Below are 20,363 nucleotides of genomic sequence, written 5' to 3'. Positions count from 1 at the left end.
CCGCGTGAGGCCATCGCTGTGGGTCACCGCGCACCCCACCGGTCCGGCGCGGTCAGTCCGGGCAGTCCTCGAGCGCGGCGACGAATCGCTCGAACGTGGCGGCGACCCGACGAGGCACGCGGTCCTCGTCGACGTAGGCCACTGCGGGCTCACCGGTCGGGCCGCACTCGGAGTAGTCGAGCATCACGGTGTCATGGCCCCCCGACGGGGTGTCGCAGATGACCACCCCGATGTCCGGGTAGCCCCACTCCCCCACCAGGTACCGGCTGCCCAGGTCCTCCGAATCGATGCCCCAGGGGCCGCCAAGGCCGCGCAGGCCGCGGATCTCGAAGTGGTCCGGGGCCCACGACGTCGGGAACGGCGTGCGCAGGCAACGGCGGCGCGGGGTGCCGCCGTTGCGCTGCGCCAGCAACGCGAGGTAGGTCCGCGGGAGCCGGAGGCCCAGGTGGGCCTCCGCCGCGCGGACCATCCCGTCGGTCAGAGGAGGACCCGTGTAGTACGGGTCCTCCTCGAAGAACGACTCACTCATGCAGCTTCAACGCGTGCCCTCCCGTGTGACCCGTGGCGTTGTGGACGTCACGGCGGATCAACTGCATCAGACCACTGTCCTGGTGGTGGTGCCAGGTGTAGTCGGACGGGGTGTTCTTCAGCCCGGCCGCCTCGTTGGCCAGCCGCTCGTCGACCTTCCGGTTGCCGGTCAGCTTGATCCGCACGTCCGGGACCTTCGGGTGGCGCCACTGGGAGAAGTCCGGGAAGCCGTTCTTGTCGAACGGGACCCCGGTCTTCGGGTGCTTGCCACCGGCCAGGTGCTTGTTGCGGATGACGGGGCCACCGCAGTTGTGCACCAGGACGTCGACCGCACCCGCCGCCACGTGGTAGGTGTGCAGTCCGTCGACGGTCAGGTTGTGCACCCGCTGCTGCTGCGTCCACGCCCTGACCGCGACCACCTGGACGTAGGTGCCGCTGCCGGTGCGCAGCAGCGTCCCGACCCGGATGTCCTTCGCGTCGACCCACGCCCCGAGGTCGGCCGCCCAGAACGGGTGACCGTCGGTGGCGATGACGACGCCCTTGCCGGCGCCCGTGTCGACGGTGATCTCGACCAGGTCCTTCGAGCCGTCGCCGACGATGAGGTCGGTCACCGGTCGGGCCTGCGCCACGCCCGTCTCCGGGTCGGTGGCCAGGACGAGGTCGCCGACCTGCACCTCGCTGATCGGCTTGCGCGTGCCGTCGGCCATCAGCACCGGTGTCTCCGGCGTGAAGCTGTTGGGCACCGCGCACGGCACCGACGTGTTGCGCGCCGCCTTGGCCGCGTCACCGCCCTTGTCCGCGGCACGGGCCGTGGCCACCGTGCCCTCGACGGCCCGTTCCGCGTCCCGTGCCCGGTCGGCGGCCCGGACCACCTCCACGCCCTTCTCGGCCGCGCGACCGGCCTTGATCAGTGCCCCCGCGCCGCCCGGCACGACGGGCAGCACCAGCGCCGCGCCGTCCGCGACGATGCCCACGGCGTCCAGGGCCGCGCCCCACCCGTTGCCCTCGCGGACGTTCTGCACGAAGCTCGCCACGCCGATCCCCAGGCTGATGGCGTCCCACGCGCTCTCCACGTACCGACCGTCGGGGTCGGTGAACTTCACCGGGTTGTTGTGGGCGTAGGTGTAGGCCGCGAGGTTGACCGGCCGGTGCACGCCGCCGGCGGGCCCACCGTCGAGGTAGGACTCGATGATCGGGTCCGGGCTCTGCCAGACCTGCGTGCGCGGGTTGTAGTAGCGGGCCCCGTAGTAGTAGAAGCCGGTCTCCTCGTCCAGCTCCTTCGACCCGTACAGGTACGGGACCGGTGTCGGCTGCGCCGGGTGCTCCTGCACCCACGGCTCGCCGAACGCGAAGTACTCGGTGTGCTCGGTCAGGTTGCCGTGCTCGTCGGTGACGTACCCCGACGAGCCGAGGTGGTCGGCGTGGAAGTAGAAGTGGTGGTTCTCGTAGGTGGAGTCGGTCTTGACCGTCTTCGTGGCGATCCGGGTGTCACCGACGAACACGTGCTTGAACGACGTGCCGTTGCGCTCGCTGAACGCCCGGTTGGGGTAGATGTGCTGTGGTCCGGCGTTCTTGACGACCCGGTTGCCCTCGTCGTCGTACGCGTACCTGACGGTCGCCGGTTGCTGCGGGCTGGTGCACGCGTCCGGGTGCTGGGCGACGGTCTTGTTGCGGCTGTGGTCCTGGTTGCAGGCGAGCCGGTTCTCCTCGTCCCACACGAGCTGCCGCCGCTTGCCCGGCGCGGGCGGCAGGGTGTTGACCGAGTCGACCAGGTTGCCGTTGGCGTCGTAGGACTCGTTGACCGGACCGACCGCGCTGGGCGCGTGCGGCTTCCCGCTGTTGTAGGCGTAGTCGTAGTCGTAGGTGGTCTTCTTCTGCTCCTGCGCCGTCGTCGCGGACTGCACCGAGTAGGCGACCGGCTCGTACGCGGGCTGCGTGGCCGGCACGGGCTCGGTCTGCGAGACCTGCTCGTCCTCGGGCTCGATCGGCCCCAGCGGTGGCAGTGCCTCACCGGTCGCCGGGTCGGTGACCGGCTCGTCCGCCAACGTCGTCGTCCCCTGCGACAGGGCGGACGTGGAGCCCGACTGCACCAGGATCTCGTGCCGCTGGCTCTTGGCCGTCAGGTTGTGGATGGAGTCGTAGCCCAGGGTCATCGAGTACCGGTCGAGCTTGTTGTCCTTGTTCTTGTACTCGCCGGTGGCCGACGTGAGCCGGTACAGGTCGTCGTAGCCGTAGGTCTGCCTGCTCGGACCGCCGATCGGCTTGCCGTGCGGCAGCGGCACGGTGTTGGTCAGGGACAGGACGTTGCCCACGTTGTCGTACTCGTAGCTGATGTCCTGGAACTGGTGCCCATCCGCCAGCCTCGACTTCAGGGCGCTCAGCTGCCGGTCGGCCGGGTCGTAGGCGAACGTGGTGCGCACGCCCGTCCCGGTCTCCTGGAGCAGCCGCTGGCCGAACTTGTCGTAGTCGAGCCTGGCCAGGTACGGGTAGTCGAACCCGGCCTTGCGCCCGGTGGCGCGGGTGACCTGGCCGCCGGAGTCGTACTCGTAGGTGAGCACCTCGCCGTCGGGGTAGGTCAGGTCGAGCACCCGGTTGAACGAGTCGTACCGGTACCCGGTGGTGTAGGTCCGCGCCGGGGTGGTGAGCGCGGTGACCGTGCGGGTCTCGCTCGTCTTCTCGCCCAGGGCGCCGTACTTGCGGGTCACGGTGCCCGCCGCGTCGCGGACGGCCACCACGCGGTCCGCGCCGTTGTCCGGCGCGCCCGGCCCGCCGTAGGTGTAGGTGACGTTGTTGCCGGAGAACACCGGGTACCGGATGCCGGCCAGCCGGTTGTACTCGTAGTCGTACTCGACCGCCTTGCCCGCGGCCCGCAGCTTGGCCGTGACCTTCGCCGTCTTGTTGCCCGCCAGGTCGTACCGGGTCTCGGTGCGGCCGGAGTCGGGGCTGTCCACGACGGTGCGGCGGCCGAAGTTGTCGTACTCGGCCCTGGTCGTGTTGCCCTTGTCGTCCACCACGCCGGTGAGCTGGCCCATCGGGTCGTAGCCGTAGCTGGTCCAGATCGCGGTGCCCGCGTTGAACTCCTGCACGGCGGTGGTCAGCACCCGCACGTCGGTGTAGGTGCGGCGCTGCTTGCCGTTGGCGTCGGTGGCGATCGTCCGGAACCGGGTCTCGCCGGAGCGGTCGGCGCCGAAGCCGTAGGCCAGCTCGTTGGACGTGCCGTCCGGCAGCACGGACTTGACGCTGCGGTCCACCACGTCGTAGCTCAGCCTGGTGGGCGCCACCGCGTCGTAGGTCGCGTTGAACTCCGTGTTGCCCGCGCCCTTCGGCTCGGTCACCGGGTAGTACTGCTCGACGACCCGGCCCAGCGGGTCGAACGCGACCCGACCGGACACCACCATCACGTCGGCCGGCGCGCTGCCCGCGGTGTCGGCCACGGAGCCGTCCTGCTTGCTCTGCACCGGTCGGGCGAGGCCGTCGGCGAACTGGACGGTGTCGAGCGTGTCGTCGCGCACGCCGGTGGCGGTGCGGTCGAGGTGCCGGGTGACCGCGTACGGGACGGCCGCCTCCGGGTGGTACTCGAAGTCGATCGTGGCCCGCCCGGAGCCGATCTCGTACGGCCCGACCACCTCGTCGACCCGGCCGACGCTGTCGTAGGACATCCGCAGCGACTGGCGGTTCTCGTCCACGGTGAGGTCCGGCAGGCCGAACCGCAGGTCGTGCGTCGCCGACGACTCGTAGCCGAAGCTGTCCCTGATGGACTCGACGTGCACGCCGACGACGGTGTCGTAGCCGTACTCCTGCCGGTAGCGCTGCCCGTTCTTGTTGGCGGGCCCGGTGATGGTGCGCAGGTTGCCGTTGTCGTGGTAGGTCAGGTCGCTGACCGCGGCCGATCCGTCGGGCAGGATCTCGCGCACCGCCAGCACGTCGCCGGTCGTGCAGTCCAGTGTGGACTCGCGGTGGCGCATCAGGGTGCGCGGCGCGGCGCCGTGCTCCCGGACGAGGTTCGCGACGCCGACGATGTTGCGGTCGCGGCACGCCTGGATCGAGGACGTGTAGCCGAACTCGGCCTCCACGTCGTCACCCGGGCCGCTGTCGGCGGCGTCGAAGGACCGCACGAGGTTGCCGTGCTCGTCGTACGACATCTCGGTGTAGGTGGACTTCCCGGGGTTCGCCTGGCCCTCGTGGTAGTGCTTGTCCACGCGGGCCAGCAGCGGGAAGACCCTCGCCGTCGTCGCCTTCGGGTTCGCGGCGCCGCCGGTGGCGACGTCGCGCAACTGGTAGGTGTTGACGGTCTCCTGGAACAGCGCGCCCGACGGGTCCGCGGTCGCCGACCGGGTCAACAGGCCGCGCAGGTAGTAGCTGTCCGTGCGGTACTCGCTGGTCAGCGCCCGCAGCAGGGCGTCACCGGAGCCCGCGTCGCGCTGCTCGGCGACCACCTTGCCGTAGCCGAGGAACTCGCGCTCCAGCCGGTCGTACCTGCCCGCCTCGTAGCGGAACGTGGACAGCTGCACGTCCTGGCCGTCGCCGGGGTGCCCGTCGTGCACGGCGGAACGGGAGAGCACCCACTTGGAGTCGGGTTGGTCCTGCGTGTTGCCGGACCGGGTGTAGTCCAGGTCGATCCGGGCGCCCAGCGGCCGGGACACGGTGCGCAGCAGGTTCGTGCGCCCGGTCTTGTTGGCCGCCACCACGAGCTCGTCGTCGCGGGTGGAGCGGACGTGGTCGGCGTAGCCGTCGCCGTTGACGTCGCGCAGCGCCACCTCGGCGCGACCGATGCCGGTGGAGACGTCGGCGCCGGGGTTGAAGACCAGGCAGCCGAAGAAGAAGCAGAACCCGAACGTGAAGTACACGCCGCCGCCGAGGGTGGCGTTCTCGTCCTTGCCGACGTCGCCCGCGCTGCCGCGGAACGGGATCGGCGCGCCGAACCCGTTGCCGGTGTTGACGGCGACGCCGACGGGGTTGTCGCCGTTGGCGAACACGCGGTCGGCCAGGCCGTCGCCGTTGACGTCCAGCAGCGTGGCGCTGGTGACCGACGAGCCGAGCGCCGCCGACACACCGCCCGCGAAGCCGTAGTAGTTGGTGTTGAAGCCGAGGTTCACCCCGGCGCTGGTGGTCTTGCCGTCGTTGACCGGGCCGCCCGGCCACGGCTCGCGCGCCGCGAACGAGTAGCCGAGGTTCAGCGCGGCGTCGCCGTTGTCGAACACCTTGTCCGGCAGGCCGTCGCCGTTGATGTCGATCAGGTCGTGCCCGGTGTCGGACTCCCCGCCGCCGACGTTGCCGCCCACGCCGAGCGCGGGCATCTCCGGGCCGGACTTGGCGGTGTTGGCGTTGCGGTTGCCCGAGGGCGCCGCCTCGCCGCGACCGTTGCCGCTGGTGCGGGCCGGACTGCCCGCGTTGGCGTTCACGCCGTAGGCCAGCGAGTCGGACTCGCGCACCGAGCCGCCGACGCTGCCCCTGGTGTCGCCGAGGCCGCCGGTCATGTCGGAGTACTGCACGCCCGCCGAGCCGACGACGTCGGGGAACCGGTCGCCGTTGAGGTCGAGGAAGTCGAGCTGCCCGGTGGTGCGGCCCTTCGCGACGCTCGCGCCGCCGCCGATCGGGACGCCGGGGATGCTCGCGCCGAACGTGGTCGAGATCTGCTGCGTGCGCCCGCGCCGGGACACGGCCGCGGCGCCCGCGACGTCGCCGTCGGTGACCACGTCGATGGTGTCCAGGCCGAGGCGCGAACCGGACGCCGCGTCCCGCGAGACCCACGTGTTGTCGTCCGCGCCGGCCCAGCGGTCCTGCGCGGGAAGCGGCGCGAACACCACCACCCTCGGCTGCTTGACCTGCGGGTTCTCCGTGAAGCCCGGCACGTCGTCCTCGGTCGGCCCGTCGGGCAGCTCGTCGCGGTAGCTCTCGTCCAGGACGAGGTCGCCCCGGATGATCGGCTTCGTCGCCCGGTCGCGGTTGCCCTGGTAGCCCACGGCGCCCCAACCCCGGTACGGCTGCGCGAACGCGCCCTGCTCGGCGGAGGCGTGCAGGGCGCTGGGCACGGCGGTGAAGTTCGTGCCGTCATGGGAGAGGGACGCCGACTGGCCCGTCACCCGCGCGGGCAGGCCGGTGTCGAGGGTGGCGAAGTCGAAGAACAGCTCGTCGCCCTGGGCGACCTCGGCGGTGACGCGCAGGGAGGCCGGGTCGGGCACCTGGCCGTCCACGACGTCGATCACCCGCTTGGCCAGCAGCTCGCCGCGCTTCTTGACCGTGAAGACGACCCGGGTGTCGGGGGTCTGGCCCGCGAAGTCGAACGTCAGCGCAGGCTCGACGGTGACGGTGCCGCCCTGCGTCGCCGTGTACGACGCCTGCGGCGCGGTCAGCGTGGAGACCGGGTACATGTCCAGGTCGTACGGCGGGTGGATGACCAGCGTCGGGTTGCCGGCGCCGTCCACCACCGAGTCGACGCCCTGCGCCGCCGTGTAGTGGGCGCGCGGCACCCAGCGCAGCGTCCCGGCGTCGACCGGCGAGTCGACCTTCAGCCGCCACGAGAGCGTGTCGTCGGCGGTGACCGGGATGTCCAGGTCGATCGACGCGGTGCCGGCGCCGCCGCGGGCGAGCGTGTGGCTGTAGACGTCGGAGCCGTTGCGGGTCACCACGACGGTCACGTCGTCGGTCGTGGGACCCGACTTGGTGACGTCGCCGGACAGGTGCAGCGTGCCGGTCAGCGGCGCGACGACGACCGACGGCCGACCGCCGAGCGTGAAGTCGCGGGACGCGAGGTAGGTGTCGTTGGCCAGGCCGTTGACGTCGGTGCTCGCCGGGACGCCGGTGTAGGTGACCTCCGGGTCCCACGCGACCGTGTCGAAGCGGCCGTCGAGCACCGACTGGACGCGGAAGAACAGGGCTTCGCCCTTGCGCACGGCGATGCTGTCGGTGCCGGTCGGCGCGAACTCGATGTGGTCGTCCGGGCCGATGCGCTGCGACCACAGCTCGGTGTCCTGGTGCTGGATGGCGACCCGGACGCCGTCGGCCGAGCGGTACGCCTGCCGTTCGGGGCTCGTGTCCTGCACCAGCTTGACGCGGCCGGCCACGCGGACCGTGCCGTCGAACGGCGCCACCCAGCGGCGGACGCCGTCCAGCAGCGGGAACGCGTCGACCTGGCGCTCGAACTCGGCGGTCTGGTCGCCGACGATCGTGCCGGACGCGGTGCCGTCGCCGACGGGGACGCCGGTGTCGGCGCTGTCGGCGCTGTAGGCGGGCCGGCCGTCGGCGTCCAGGTGGCCGAACAGGACGCCGCCGTTGTTCACCAGGTCGGTGATGCCGTCGCCGTTGACATCGGTGAAGTAGCGGTCGGACGTGGTGGTGGTGGAGACGTAGTCCAGCTGTGCCGCCACGCCGAAGTAGGACTCGACGCCGACCGTGCCGGACCGCGTCTTCTCGGTGGAGATGCCCGGCAGGTTCGTCAGGCGGATCGGCGTGTCGCCGAACCTGGCCTGGCCGTCCGGTCCCGACTCGTTGGGGCGGTAGAACACGCCGCCGCCGGCGCGGAACACCTTGTCCGGCAGGTTGTCGCCGTTGACGTCGGCGAGCGCGAGCAGGCCGTCGGAGGAGCCGGAGTTGTAGCCGACCTTGACCCCGGCGGAGTTCGACTTGCTCACCGAGCTCGGGTTGTAGCCGACGTAGAGGTGCCCGCCCGCGCTCGTCGACGTGGTCGCCGAGAGCGCACTGGCCTCGCCGTCGCGGATGTCGACGCCCAGGTCGTCGTCCGCGACGGCCCAGTTGCCCGCCGCGTCGAACGCGTCGTACCCGCCGGAGGCGTCGCGGATGTCGTCGAAGTAGTCGAACGTGTGGGTGTTGAAGCGGTTGTTGTCCGCGTCGAACTGGCTGACCGAGCCGAGCAGCGTCTTCGCGAACGCGCCCTGGCGGTACTCCAGCTCGTAGGCGCGGATCAGGGTGTCGTCGACCTTGACCTCGACCCGCCGCAGCAGGTCCGCCGTGACGCGCTTGAACCCGGAGCGGGCCTCGATCTGGACGTCGCCGCGGCGCGGCTCGCCCCGGTCGCGGTCACGGGTGAAGGTGACCGAGTAGCGGCCCTCGGTGTCGCCGTGACCGGTGTAGGTGATCTTCGCGGGGTACAGGGTGGCGCCCGGAACCGATCCGCCCGCGACACCGGCGTCCTCGACGCGGACGCTGTGGTAGCGCACGAAGTTGTCGTTGGTGTCCCGGGTCTCGCGCAGCGCCCAGGTGGCGATGTTGCCGGACGCGTCGGCGAGCGTGGAGGTCTGGTCGCCGCCGAAGACGGACCGCGTGCCCTCCCGGTCCACCACCTCCCACCAGTAGTTGGTGGGGTGGTCGCCGTGCCGGACGATCCGGTCGAACCGTCCCTCGACGCGGGTGTGGAACACCTTCTCGGCGGTGCGCGCCTGGAGCTCGCCGCGGTGCGCGACGGGCGTGAGCTGTTCGCCGTTGAGCAGGTAGGTCTCGGTCTCCAGGCCGGCGTGGTAGCGGGGCACGCCCCAGCGGGTGTCGAGGGTGATCGCGGCCTGGGCGAGGTCCCAGCCGACACCGGTCCAGCCGTTGCCGCCGGCGGAGTTGTACTGGACGACGAGCTGCGGCTGCATGCCCGCCCGGCCCGGTGGCACCTCCAGCGGGTACGACAGCCGGGCGTCGCCCATGTTGTTGGCGCTGGGGGCGGAGACGAGGTTGACCCCGCTGGTCGGGTCCGCGGCCTTGATGCCCTTGAGCTGGTTGGGGTTGAACGCGGCGCCCTCGGGGTGGTCCGGCGCGGTCACCGAGCCGCTGCCCGCCGAGGTCGGGCTGACGCGGTTGTACAGCTCAGGCGGCGTCAACCCGACGCCGATCAGGGCGAGGAGGGCGAGGAGGGCGACTCCGGCACGTCCTTCGGACCTCGGTCTGCGGCGTAACCCGGCACGAGCGAACATGCGGCGTCCCCTCATCAGGCGGCGGTCTTCCCTAGCCTGTTCGGGTAGCGGCATCCCGGTCGTTACGCGAGCGCCCGTCCATCACTCGTCCGGCCTAGCAAGACGTGCGGGACTCGGGCCGGTGCTACAGCAGGTGTGCGCGACACCGACCAGGACGCGGGCCGTGGTGGTTCAGCGCCGGTCCAGGTCCCAGTCGTTCAGCACGGCCAGGCGTTCGACGACCGGGGTGAACTCCGCGGCGTAGGCCTGGGCTGCGGCACGCGCACGCGCACGCGCGGCAGGCGCGACCACCCCGTCACCCGCTGCGACGAGGTCGGCCACCTCCCGCTGCGCTTCCAGCTCCCGCTCCAGGAGCGGGCCGGGCGGAGGTGGTGGTTCGCCGTGGCGCACGACGACCGGGCGCTTGCCCATCACCTCGACGTCCAGCACCCCGGCCAGCGAGCGCAGCGTGCCCAGCGCCGTCGCCACGTCGGACGTGGACCGCCGCAGCGAGCCGGCGAGCGCGATGCCGACGAGGGTCGTGGACTGGTCCACGAAGTACTCCGGACTGCCCATGTCGACCTCCTCCAGGTCGTCGACAGCGGGTTCCAGTTCTGCCAACGCCTCCTCGCACTCGTCCGCCACCGGTTCCCCGGCCGCCGCCGCCCAGGCCAGGTCCAGCGACGCGGTCAACCACGCCACCTGCTCCGGTGTCCCGAGGACGCGGCACAGCGGAGCGGCCCGTTCCGCGACCGCGGCGCTGATCACCGCCAGTTCCTCGTCCGAGGCGTCGGCCAGGGGACGGGGTTGCGACCCGGACGTCACGCCTACTCCCCTCCGCGGACGTAGAAGAGCCGGAACGGGGAGTTCTGCGGCAGGTGCGGGAACATCCCCTCGCCGAGCAGCACCGCGCCGCGGACGTCCAGGTGCGGCAGGCAGTTGGCGACGCAGAAGTTCCGCGACGCCGCGCCGAAGATCGCGTGCTCGTGGGCGGCCATGTTCTTCAGGATGGTCTCTTCCCCGTGGTCGCGCAATCTCGCTCCCTGCACGAACGTCTCACCCGGCCGGAGGGTCCACGTGCCGGGCATCTCCCCAGGTCCGTTGATGGCCAGGCGCGTGCTCGTCTGGTGCGTCAGGGTGTTGTAGACCCCGATCACCGCCGTGGTGCCGTGCACGACCATGCCGTCGTCACGGGTCGACTGCAGTTCCATCGCCCGGTCCAGCGAGAGCCAGGCGTCGTCCTCGGACGCGATCCGGTTGCCGCAGTTGTGGACGAGCACCGAAACGGCGCCGGCGACCACGAAGTACGTGTGGACACCTTGGACGGTCATGTTGTGGACGGTCGTGACGACCGTGCGCCGCGTGACCGACAAGACCTTTCGCGCCACACCGTCGGAGGACCGCAGCACGTCGCCCGCCGCCAACCGCTCGGCGTCGACCCACTCGCCGCGGTCGTTCACCCAGAACGGGTGGTTGTGGGTGGCGGTGATCGTGGCCGAGTCGTCACCGGCCGCGCCGTCGGCGTCCACCGTGACGTCGACCAGCGCCTTCTCGCCTCGACCGACGACGGTCCTGGTGACCGTCCGGGCACCGGTCTCGCCGGTCCCGGGGTCGGTGGCGACCACCTCGTCACCGACGCGCACCGCGTCGATCGCCTTGCGGGAGCCGTCGGCCATCAGGACTTCGGTGCCCGCGGTGAAGCTGTGCTTGCAGCTCGCCGCCCCGGCGCGACCCAGCTTGCCCATGCCCTTGCCGCCGACCACGAAGTCCAGCAGGCCGCCGACGGCCATGCCGAGCGCGGCGCCGTGCCGACCCGCCCGGTCCGCGTCGATGATCGGCTGGACCGTCGCGTCCCACAGGCCGGTGGCGAAGCCGACCGGATCGGTGACCAGGAACTCGACCGTGCCGAAGAAGTTCTGCGCGTACTCCAGGCATTCGTAGCGGTAGGCGATCGCGGCCAGCGGGGTGCTGCACTTGGCCACGATGAGGGTCAGGTCGATCGCACCCATCACCGTTTCCGTGACGGCGTTGCCGAGGGAGTTGAAGAAGTCGTCGACCTGGCACCCGAAGCTGCAGGACGACTCCAGGCCGTTCGCCTGGCCGGGCGCGTAGGGCAGGTCCTCGGCCACGGTCGAGCCGTTGCCGATGTGGATGGCGCCCTGACCGGTGCCGACCGACGCCGACGGGCGGTTCACCCACGCGGTGCTCTGCTCGATCGTCGGTGCCGGGGCCGGGTTGCTGTTGTTGATCTCCGCGATCGGCGGGCGCGGCGGGGTCGGGACGGTGACGTGGCCCTTGCCGGTCCCCGTGCCGCCGCCGATCTTGCCCGTGCCGGTGCCGCCGGGCTTCTGGCCCGGCGTCGGAACACCCTGGGTCGGGTTGGGGACCGGGACGTGGGTGCTCGGCGTCGGCGAGCTGTCGGGCTTCATCCCGCACCGCGAGCACCCGGAGATGCGCTCCGGACCGGGCGAGGGGTAGGGGGGCAGGTTCGGGTTCGGCCTGCCCGCGACCGCGGCACCGGTGGCGATGCCGACGACGGCGATGGCGGCCCAGATGAACAGCGGGATGGCGTGGCCGGACGGGTCGTTGTGGTTGACCGGGTTGGCGTTGGCGTAGGTGTAGCGGTTGGCCTGCACCACCGGTGACGGGGGCAGCGTCCATGTGTCGCGCGAGGTGAACGCGCCCGTCGCCGGGTCGTACCACCGGGCGTGCGCGTTGACCTGACCGGTCAGCGGGTCGGTGTAGCCGCCCTGGTAGCCCAGGGCGCCCTGTTCGCCGGTCCGCTCGCCGAACGGCGAGTACGACGTCGACCCGCCCACGGCGCCCGTCGCGGGGTCGAAGCCCGCGGTGACGTCGGCGCGGCCCGTGTCCGTGAGCAGCGACCGGGCCGGGCCCGTGCCCGTCTTGTCCGACTGCGGCGTGCCCAGCGCGTCGCGGGAGACCAGCGTGTCGCCCGGCAGGCCGACCGGGCTGTTGTCCAGGCCCGCGTACGCGAAGCCGGCGCCGTTGCGCGTGACGAGGCGGTCCAGCGCGTCGTACTGGTAGGTCGCCGTCTCGGCGCCGCGCTTGGCCTCGGTCATCCGCTCGTAGGCGTCGAACTGGTACTCGGTGGTCACCGACCCGCTCTGGCTGCTGCGCACCGTGCCACGCGGGGTGTGGGTGTTGGTCACGTCCGGGACGCCGCCGCCGGTCACCGCGGTGAGCCGGTTGCGGGCGTCGTAGGTCGCCGTGCGGGTGCCCTGCGCGGTGGTGACCGCCGTGCGGTTGGACGCCTTGTCCCAGGTGTAGGTCTCCTGGGCGCCGTCGGGGCGCAGCCAGGACCGGAGCCTGCCCAGCCCGTCGAAGGCGTAGGCGTTCAGGCCCTCCCCGGTGACGCCGGCGGTGGTCTCCTTGGTGATCAGGTCGTCGCGGTCGTGGTCGTAGTCGGTGCTCGCGGCCACGCCGCCGTCCGGCTTGACCAACTGGTCGAGGTCCAGCCGGCCGAGGCCGTCGTACCGGAACGCGCGGCTCGCCGCACCGGTCCCGTAGCCGATGGAGGTGACCAGGCCCAGGTCCGCGTCGTAGGTGTAGGAGGCGGTCCGGCCGGTCAGCGGGTCGGTGATCGAGGACAGCTTGCCGGTGGTGGGGTCGTACGCGAACGCGGCGGTGCCCGCCTTGTCGACCCGCTCGGTGAGCCGGCCGTCGCCGTCGTACCGGAACGTCGCCGTACCGCTGCCGCCGGTGCTGCCGGTGAGCAGGCCCCGGTCGTTCCAGGTGTAGGTGGTGTCGCCGCCGGGGCCGGACACCTTCGCCACCCGGCCGGCGGCGTCGTAGGCGAACTCCTTGGCCGGGTTGGCGCTCGCCGTGCCGTCACCGGTCTGCCTGGTCAGCCTGCCCAGCGCGTCGAAGGTGCGCCCGACGGTCACCCCGCCGGGCAGCGACTCGGCCACCGCCAGTCCCGCCACGTCGTAGGTGGTGGTCCAGGTCCGGTCGGACGGGGCCGGGTGCGCCGCGGTGGCGGCCTCGACCGTGGACTCGGGCAGGCCCCAGGCGTTGTGGGTGTAGTCGGTGGCGTTGCCGTTGCCGTCGACCATGCGCGTGGTGCGGCCGGCGGCGTCGTACCCGAGCTGCACGGTGACCGCGCTGGTCGGGTCGGCGGCGTCGGCGAGCTGCGTGATCGCCGTCGTGCGGCCGGCGGCGTCGTAGGCGCGCCGGCTGACGCGACCCTCGCCGCTGACCGCCTCCGTGAGCCTGCCGTCGGCGTCGTAGGAGTGGCGGGTGGTGCGCAGCGCCGGGTCGTAGCTGCCGTAGTCGCCGGTGTGGCTCGACTTCGCGACCAGCCTGCCCGCGGCGTCGTAGCGGTAGCTCTCGCCGATCTCCTCGCCGATCATCCGGCCCAGCAGCCGGCCGCTGTGGTCGTACTCGCGGTCGTCCCACACCCCGGCCGGGTCCAGCACGTGCTTGAGCTCGCCGACGTCGTTGTAGGTGAACTCCGTCGTCGCGCCCGTCGGCGTGGTCGCCCGGGTGACCTCCCCCGCGTCGTTGTGCTCGAACGCGGTGGTGAAGAAGACGGTCTGGCCGCCGATGCGGTCCGACGTCGTGGCGGTCGCCCGCAGACCGCGGGCGTCGTAGGTGGCCGACGTCGTGCCGCCGGCCGGGTCGGTGGTCTTGAGCAGCTGGCCGACCCGGTCGTACTCGTGCGTGGTGACGGGCGCGGCCTGCGGGCCGTCGCCGTCCGGGTCGGGCGCGGTGGTGCGGACCACGCGGCCGTAGTGGTCGTGGGCCAGGGCGGTGACGCCGCCGCGGGCGTCGGTGACCTCCACGGGCAGGCCGCGGTCGTCGTAGCGGTAGGACGTGGTCGCGGTCAGCACCTGGCCGTCGGGCCGGGTGTAGTCCGGCGAGACCTCCTTGGCGACCCGGCCCATCGCGTCGTACTCGGCGCGGGAGGTCGCGCCCGCCGGGTCGCGGGTCTCGACGACCTCGCCGTAGGTGTTGCGCCCGAGCACCGCCTGCGGGGTCACACCGGTCGTGCGCTGACCGGCCACCCACGTGTCGACCGCGGGCAGGGTGGTGGACACCAGGGCGCCCGAGTTGTCGTACGCGAACGAAGTCGTGCCGCCGCCGGGCGACGTGACGGAGGTGACCAGGCCGCGCGGGTCGCGCTGGTAGGTGGTCGCCAGGGTGGACGGCGTGCCGCCGGGGTTGTCCACGACCTCCTTGGTCTGCCGGCCGGCCGCGTCGTACTCGTAGGAGACCTTGGTCGTGGGCGCGGTGCTGTCGGTCAGCCGCAGTCGCAGCGCCTCGACCCGGCCGCCCCAGCCGTCCGCCGGGCGCGCGTCCCGGACGCGGACGTACACGGTGCGCGAGGACAGGAACCGGCTCACGTCGTAGGTGCGGTCGCCGGTGTTGGACCGGTTGGTGACGGCCTGCGTCTCGCGACCCAGCTCGGTCCACGTCGTCCGGTCGGAACTGGCCTCCACCAGGAACTGGTTGGACAGCCGCAGGGTCAGCTCGCCGCCGGTGAAGGTGCTGCCCTGACCGCTGACGTGGCCGGGCGAGGGCAGCGTCAGCCGGTACACCCAGGACTTGTCGTTGTCGGCGAACCGCGCGCCGGGGCCGTCGACCTGCGAGGTGTCGGGCGAGCCGGAGTCCAGGAACGACGCGTCGTCCTGGCTGGTGAACACGACACCGGTGTGGTTGCTCACCGAGGTCGGGTTGCCCATGGCGTCACGGGTGTAGGACTGGGCGTGCTTGCTGGTCTCGCCGGTGTGCCCGCCGGCGAGCAGGCCCGCCGCGTCGTGGACGTACCGGCTGGTGCGCGAGCCGGCGGTGACGCTCTTGGTGACGTTGCCGACGCCGTCGTAGGTGTAGGAGGCCAGCGTCACGGAGTCGGTGATCACGCCGGCGGCGTCGCGCTCGACGTGCCGCTCCTGCGCCAGGGGCCCGTTGCCGTGGTAGGTGTAGGTCCGCTCGCGGCCCTGGGCGTCCACGACGGACGCGAGCCTGCCCATCGGGTCGTAGCCGAGGGACTGGACGACCATCCGCGTGCTCCCGGCGTCCAGCGGGTCCACCCCGGCGCCGACGGCGGCGGTCTCGACCAGCAGGTGCCGGTCGTCGAACCGGTGCTCCAGCACGCGGTTGCCGGTGTCGACCGTCTTCACCACGTCACCCGCCGCGTCCCACTCCTGCCGCCGGACGGTCCGGTCGGGCAGGGTGGTCGAGGTGAGCCGCCCCGCGGCGTCGTAGCCGTACTCGGTGGTGCGCGGCGCGTCGTTGCCGTTCGCGTCGGACACGGTCGTCCCGGTGAGCCGGCCTGCCGCGTCGTAGACGTGCTTGGTGACCAGCCGGTGCGGGGTGTTGGTGACGGCGTTGGTCGTCGGGGGTTCCTTGACCTCGACCGGGCGGGACACGGCGTTGTAGGCGTACTCGGTCGTCCCGGTGTAGGTCCACGTGGTGCCCGACCTCACCGAACCGGTGCGCCTCTTCACCCGGCCGAGCGCGTCGTAGCTGTGCTCGTACCGCCTCCCGACCTGGTCCACGACGCTGCCGAAGTCACCGGTGCCCCAGTACCAGTACTGGGTGAGGCCGCCGCGCTGGTCGGTGTGCGCCAGCAGCTTGCCCGCGGGCACCTTGCCGCCGTCCACGGAGGTCTCGGCGCCGGTGGCGTAGCGGAACGTCTCGGTCGGGTTGGCCGCCACCCCGACGGGCTTGGGGTAGGTTGTCTTCGTGACGCGCCCGGCCGCGTCGACCTCGTAGGACGTCTTGTAGGCGTCCTCGTCGCCCCAGCCGTAGCCGTTGGTCTCCCACGCCAGGGTGTCGTTGCGCGGGTCGAGGGGGTCGGCGGTGTTGAGGAAGTAGCCGTAACCGCGGTAGCTGTACCGGCCGCCGTTGTAATGCGCGCTGCGCACGACGTTGCCGCGCGCGTCGGTGTCGGTGTACCGGGTCCACCCGGTCTCGTCGATCGTGCGGTGCACGTACCCGGCGGCGTTGTACTCCCACTTGACCGCGCCGAACTGGTCCTTGCGCTCGATGATCCGACCGCCGTTGGCGGTGTCGTAGCTGTAGGTGATGTCACCGCGGACCGTGGACTTCACGGTCACCGTGCGCACCGCGCTGCCGCTCGGCGTGGACGCACCGACCGTCCACGTGGCGCCGTTGCGGTCGGTGAGGGTGTCCACCCGACCGCCCTGGCCGTCGTAGGTGATCGCGGTGGCGGTGAAGTCACCGGGCTCGACCACCTCGGTGAGCCGGTCGGACGCGGAGCGCAGCGCGTGGTGCGTGGTGACCTGCGCGGGCGTCAAGGCGTGGCGGTAGACGGCGGCCTCGTCCAGCGCCCCGGTGAACGGGTGGCTGCCGGCCGGGGCGTTCGGCCACAGGTTGGTGTGGCCGGTGCCCACCAACACCTTGTGGTTCAGCTCGTGGTCGATCGTCTTGCCGGTCACCTGCCCCACCTGCTGCCCGTCGAGGAACAGCGTGTGCGTGTCGACGGCCGTGGTGAGCACCGCGTGGTGCCAGGCGCCGTCGTCCACGCGGGCGGTGCTGGTGATGTGCATGCCGCCGGACGTGGTGATCGCGTTGCCGCTCAGCTTGCCGTTGAGGTCGACGTGCAGCAGCGGCGCGTAGTTCGTCGGCGTCGTGCCGAGCTCGGTGTTCTGGTGCGAGAACAGCACGCCGTTCTTGCCGGGAGCGGCCTTGAACCACACCTCGAGCGAGAAGGACATGTCCTTGTTCAGCAGGTCGTCCGGCGCCACGACCGCGGCGCCGCCGGCGAACTCCGCGCCGAAGTCCGTCGAGCCGGTGATCGCGCCCGCCCTGCCCTGCGTCACGCCGCGGTAGGCGCCGTTCCACTCCCCCGCCGTGCGCGCGGCGACGTTGTTCGCCGTGGCGCCGGTGGCCTCGCCCAAGGTCCAGTAGGCGGTGGGGTTGTCGTCCAGCACGGCCGAGCGGTAGTGCGACGACTCGCCGTACCGGTAGTCGACGCAGGACCCGGTGGTGAGCGGGGAGCAGACCTTGGTCAGCTTGTGGCCGCTGTAGTCGTAGGTCCACCTCGACGCGACGGTGTTCGCGTCCGGCGCGTCGGTCGACACCGAGACGACGTGCCCGCCGACCCAGGACAGGTGCAGCTGCCGGCCGCTGTGGTCGTCCTTCACCTTCGACACGTGCGTCGAGGTGCCGTCGTAGATCATGGACTGGGTGTTGCCCGAGGCGTCGTGCACCTTGACCAGGCGGCCCTGGGTGTCGAACACCCGCTTGGTGCCCTTGGCGTCGCGCAGCGTCCAGTCCGACGCGGTCCGGACGAGCGTCAGGTTCACGCCCGGCGGCGGCGCGTAGGTGCCGTCGGGGTTGCGGCCGAACCGCAGTTGCAGACCCGTCACCAGGGTGACGACCACGTTGCCGTCGCTGTCGGCGGTGATGCGCTGGTCCAGCGGCGTGGTCCAGCCGGTGCCGAAGGCGCCCGTCGAGCGCGGGTCCTGGGAGTTGTAGGTGCGGCTGATCGACAGCGGTGGACCGGCCACGGAGATGTCGACGTCGACCGCGGTCGAGCCGAAGTTGCCCGCCTGCGGGTTCACGCCGGGCACGTCACCGCCGTCCGTGGCGCCCACCAGCCGCGAGGTGATCTCCGGCTGCGGCACCACCGGCGTCAGGTGCAGCGGCCCGAGCTTGCCGCTCTCGACGTTGTTGTCCGAGAGCTTGACGTACCAGTGCCCGTTCTTGCTCCACGACAGCGGACCGCTCGGCGGGGTCCACGACGGGCTGTTCTGCCAACCGGAGTTCACGCACCCCGCGGGCGCTTGGGGCGTGCCGCCGCACAACTCGAACCAGTGCTGCCGGCCCGCGTTGGGCCAGTTGTCCGGGTCCGAGTAGTTCACCCACAGCGTGGGCCGCAGGGTGTCGACGATCGCGTTGTTCGCCGGGTGGTTGCCCTTGATGGTGGGCGGGGTGTTGGGAACGGTGATCGTGGCCTCGAGCCGCTGCACGTCGCTGAACGGCCAGTAGTTGCCCGCGCCCGCCTGCTCCATGCCCAGCACGAGGCGGTAGCTGCCCGGCGGCAGCTTCGGCGTCTTGACGTCGATCCGGACGCTGCCGCGCGTCCAGGTGGTGGCCGGCACGGTGAAGTGGCGGTAGCCGTGCTGACCGAGCTTGTCGATCATGTCCTCGCCGGCCGGGTTGTAGATCGACTGGCGCAGGCCGAACGACCCGCCGGCGGACCAGGTCGACACGCCCCAGTTGGTCACGTCGACGGGGATCGTGCCGTCGCTGACCGAGGTGACCGGGGTGCTGTAGCCGCCGTGGGGCAGCCCGTAGGTGGCGCCCTCCACCGAGTAGACGACGTCGAGGAACGGGATGGCGCCCGCGTTGGTCGCCTGCGCCGAGGACAGCCGCTTCCAGGCGTAGGAGTCGGTGTGGGAGGCGCCGAGCCGGAAGCCGTGGAACGCCTCGGTGCCGTGCACCCACCGGGTCATCCGGTCGCCGGCGATCGGGATCGACAACCACGCCGCGGAGGTGCCGTGGGAGGCGTTGATCGAGCCGACCACCGTGCCGTCGTAGGACGGGCCGGGCCAGCTGGCCACCCCGGTGCCCCACGGCGAGGTGACCCGCTGCACGTGCAGCTCGCGCGCCTGCGCGGGGCAGCAGTAGGAGTAGATCTCGTGCAGGTTCAGCGTCGCGCCCAGCACGTAGTGGTTGCGCAGGTTGTTGAACGCCTCGTTGAAGTGCAGGAACGACGCCGCCACGTGGCCGCCGCCGTCGTAGGTGCCGACCTTGAGCTCGGGCTCCGACCAGCTCGGGTAGGCCGGGGCGTTGGTCATGACGTAGGTGTCGTCGGAGTCGGTGTGGTCGCGGATCGTCGGGTCCACCACGACCGGGTAGACGCGCGCCGGGTCCCGCAGCCACGCCGTGTCCAGCTCGATGCGCAGCTTCGTGGTGCTGCCGTGCCGCGAGAGGGCGTACTTCACGCCGTTGGAGCGCACACCCTCGCCGGAGCGCGGGTCGATCTTCGAGTCGACCATGAAGCCGGGCGGGATCACGCCTTCCACGCCGCCGCTGGAGGACCTCAACAGCACCGAGCCGTTGGCCGGGTCCAGCTCGGCGCGCAGGCCGCCGGTCAGCTTGAGGGTGAAGTCCCACACCGCGGGCGCGTCCGGCGAGCGCAGGACGATGTCCTCCTTGACGCCCCACAGCGCCGGGGTGAGCTCCAGGTCGGCGTGCGGGCGGATGCCCTTGAACGTCGCCTTGCCCTGGCCGCGTCCCGGGTTCCGCAGGTCGTCGGCCTCCAGCACGACCGGGGCGGCCCCGTCGAGCGCGAACGACGCCGACGAGCCCTGGGCGAGCTCGAACGACACCAGCTCCGCGTCGTCGCCCTTGCCGCCGATGGTCACCGGCGCGGCGTTCTTGGGCTTCACGCGCCCGTTGCCGGTCCGTTCCAGGGTGTTCTCGACCGGCTCCAGCTTGCCGCCGGACTCCTTGAACCGGGTGCCGCCGAACACGCGCAGGGTCCGCGAGCCGTCGGGGTTGGCGTACTCGGTGGAGTCCGCCTTCCGCTTGGCGACGTCCTCCTTCGACTTCTCCGCGTCGAAGCCGGACGGTTGCTTCGCCGGCTCCACCCGGACCGCGGGCACGCCCGCCACGTGGTCGCCGGGCAGGGCGGGATCCGGGGCGTTCACGCGCGCCCCGACGACCTCGGGGCGCTCGTAGGGCCACTGGGGGCCGCCGTCTGGCGTGCCCGAGCTCTCGACGGCCGACGCGTCGCGCGCGTCACCGGCGAGCCCGGCCCGCTGCCCCGGCGCGTCCTTCGACGCACCGACCGGCAACTCCGGCTCCGCTGCGCCCGGCGTGGACCACGCGGGCAACCCCGCCACGGCCACCACGAACGCCACCACCACGGCCACGGCCTGCCGACCGGACCTCGCGAACCGCGAGCGACCCCGCACCCCTGCCCCTTCCCGCGTGCGCCACCGACCG

4 protein-coding genes are annotated in these 20,363 nt (G+C 71.9%); all 4 read right to left on the bottom strand.

The window, feature by feature from the left end:
- Positions 1-52: 52 nt before the first annotated feature.
- Positions 53-529, bottom strand: a complete 477-nt coding sequence (locus LNK82_RS03650; RefSeq protein ID WP_230565481.1) for an SMI1/KNR4 family protein — start codon at positions 527-529, stop codon at positions 53-55.
- Complete coding sequence (locus LNK82_RS03645; RefSeq protein ID WP_230565480.1) at positions 522-9,443, bottom strand: SpvB/TcaC N-terminal domain-containing protein; 8,922 nt, start codon at positions 9,441-9,443, stop codon at positions 522-524. Before LNK82_RS03645 ends, LNK82_RS03650 begins: the two co-directional genes overlap by 8 nt.
- Positions 9,444-9,614: 171 nt before the next feature.
- Positions 9,615-10,247 carry a hypothetical protein gene (locus LNK82_RS03640; RefSeq protein ID WP_230565479.1) on the bottom strand — a complete coding sequence of 211 codons (633 nt, stop codon included), beginning with the start codon at positions 10,245-10,247 and terminating at the stop codon, positions 9,615-9,617.
- 2 nt (positions 10,248-10,249) lie between these two features.
- Positions 10,250-20,332 carry a polymorphic toxin-type HINT domain-containing protein gene (locus tag LNK82_RS03635; RefSeq protein WP_230565478.1) on the bottom strand — a complete coding sequence of 3,361 codons (10,083 nt, stop codon included), beginning with the start codon at positions 20,330-20,332 and terminating at the stop codon, positions 10,250-10,252.
- Positions 20,333-20,363 lie beyond the last annotated feature (31 nt).

This window comes from Saccharothrix luteola (assembly GCF_020859565.1).
Taxonomy (GTDB): domain Bacteria; phylum Actinomycetota; class Actinomycetes; order Mycobacteriales; family Pseudonocardiaceae; genus Actinosynnema; species Actinosynnema luteola.
The sequence above is the reverse complement of the archived record's forward strand: the minus strand, read 5'-3'. Positions and strand labels throughout refer to the sequence as shown.

Excerpts from the sequence above, each read along its gene's own strand:
- LNK82_RS03650 (WP_230565481.1), bottom strand. The coding sequence starts at position 529 with ATGAGTGAGTCGTTCTTCGAGGAGGACCCGTACTACACGGGTCCTCCT.
- LNK82_RS03645 (WP_230565480.1), bottom strand. The coding sequence starts at position 9,443 with ATGTTCGCTCGTGCCGGGTTACGCCGCAGACCGAGGTCCGAAGGACGT.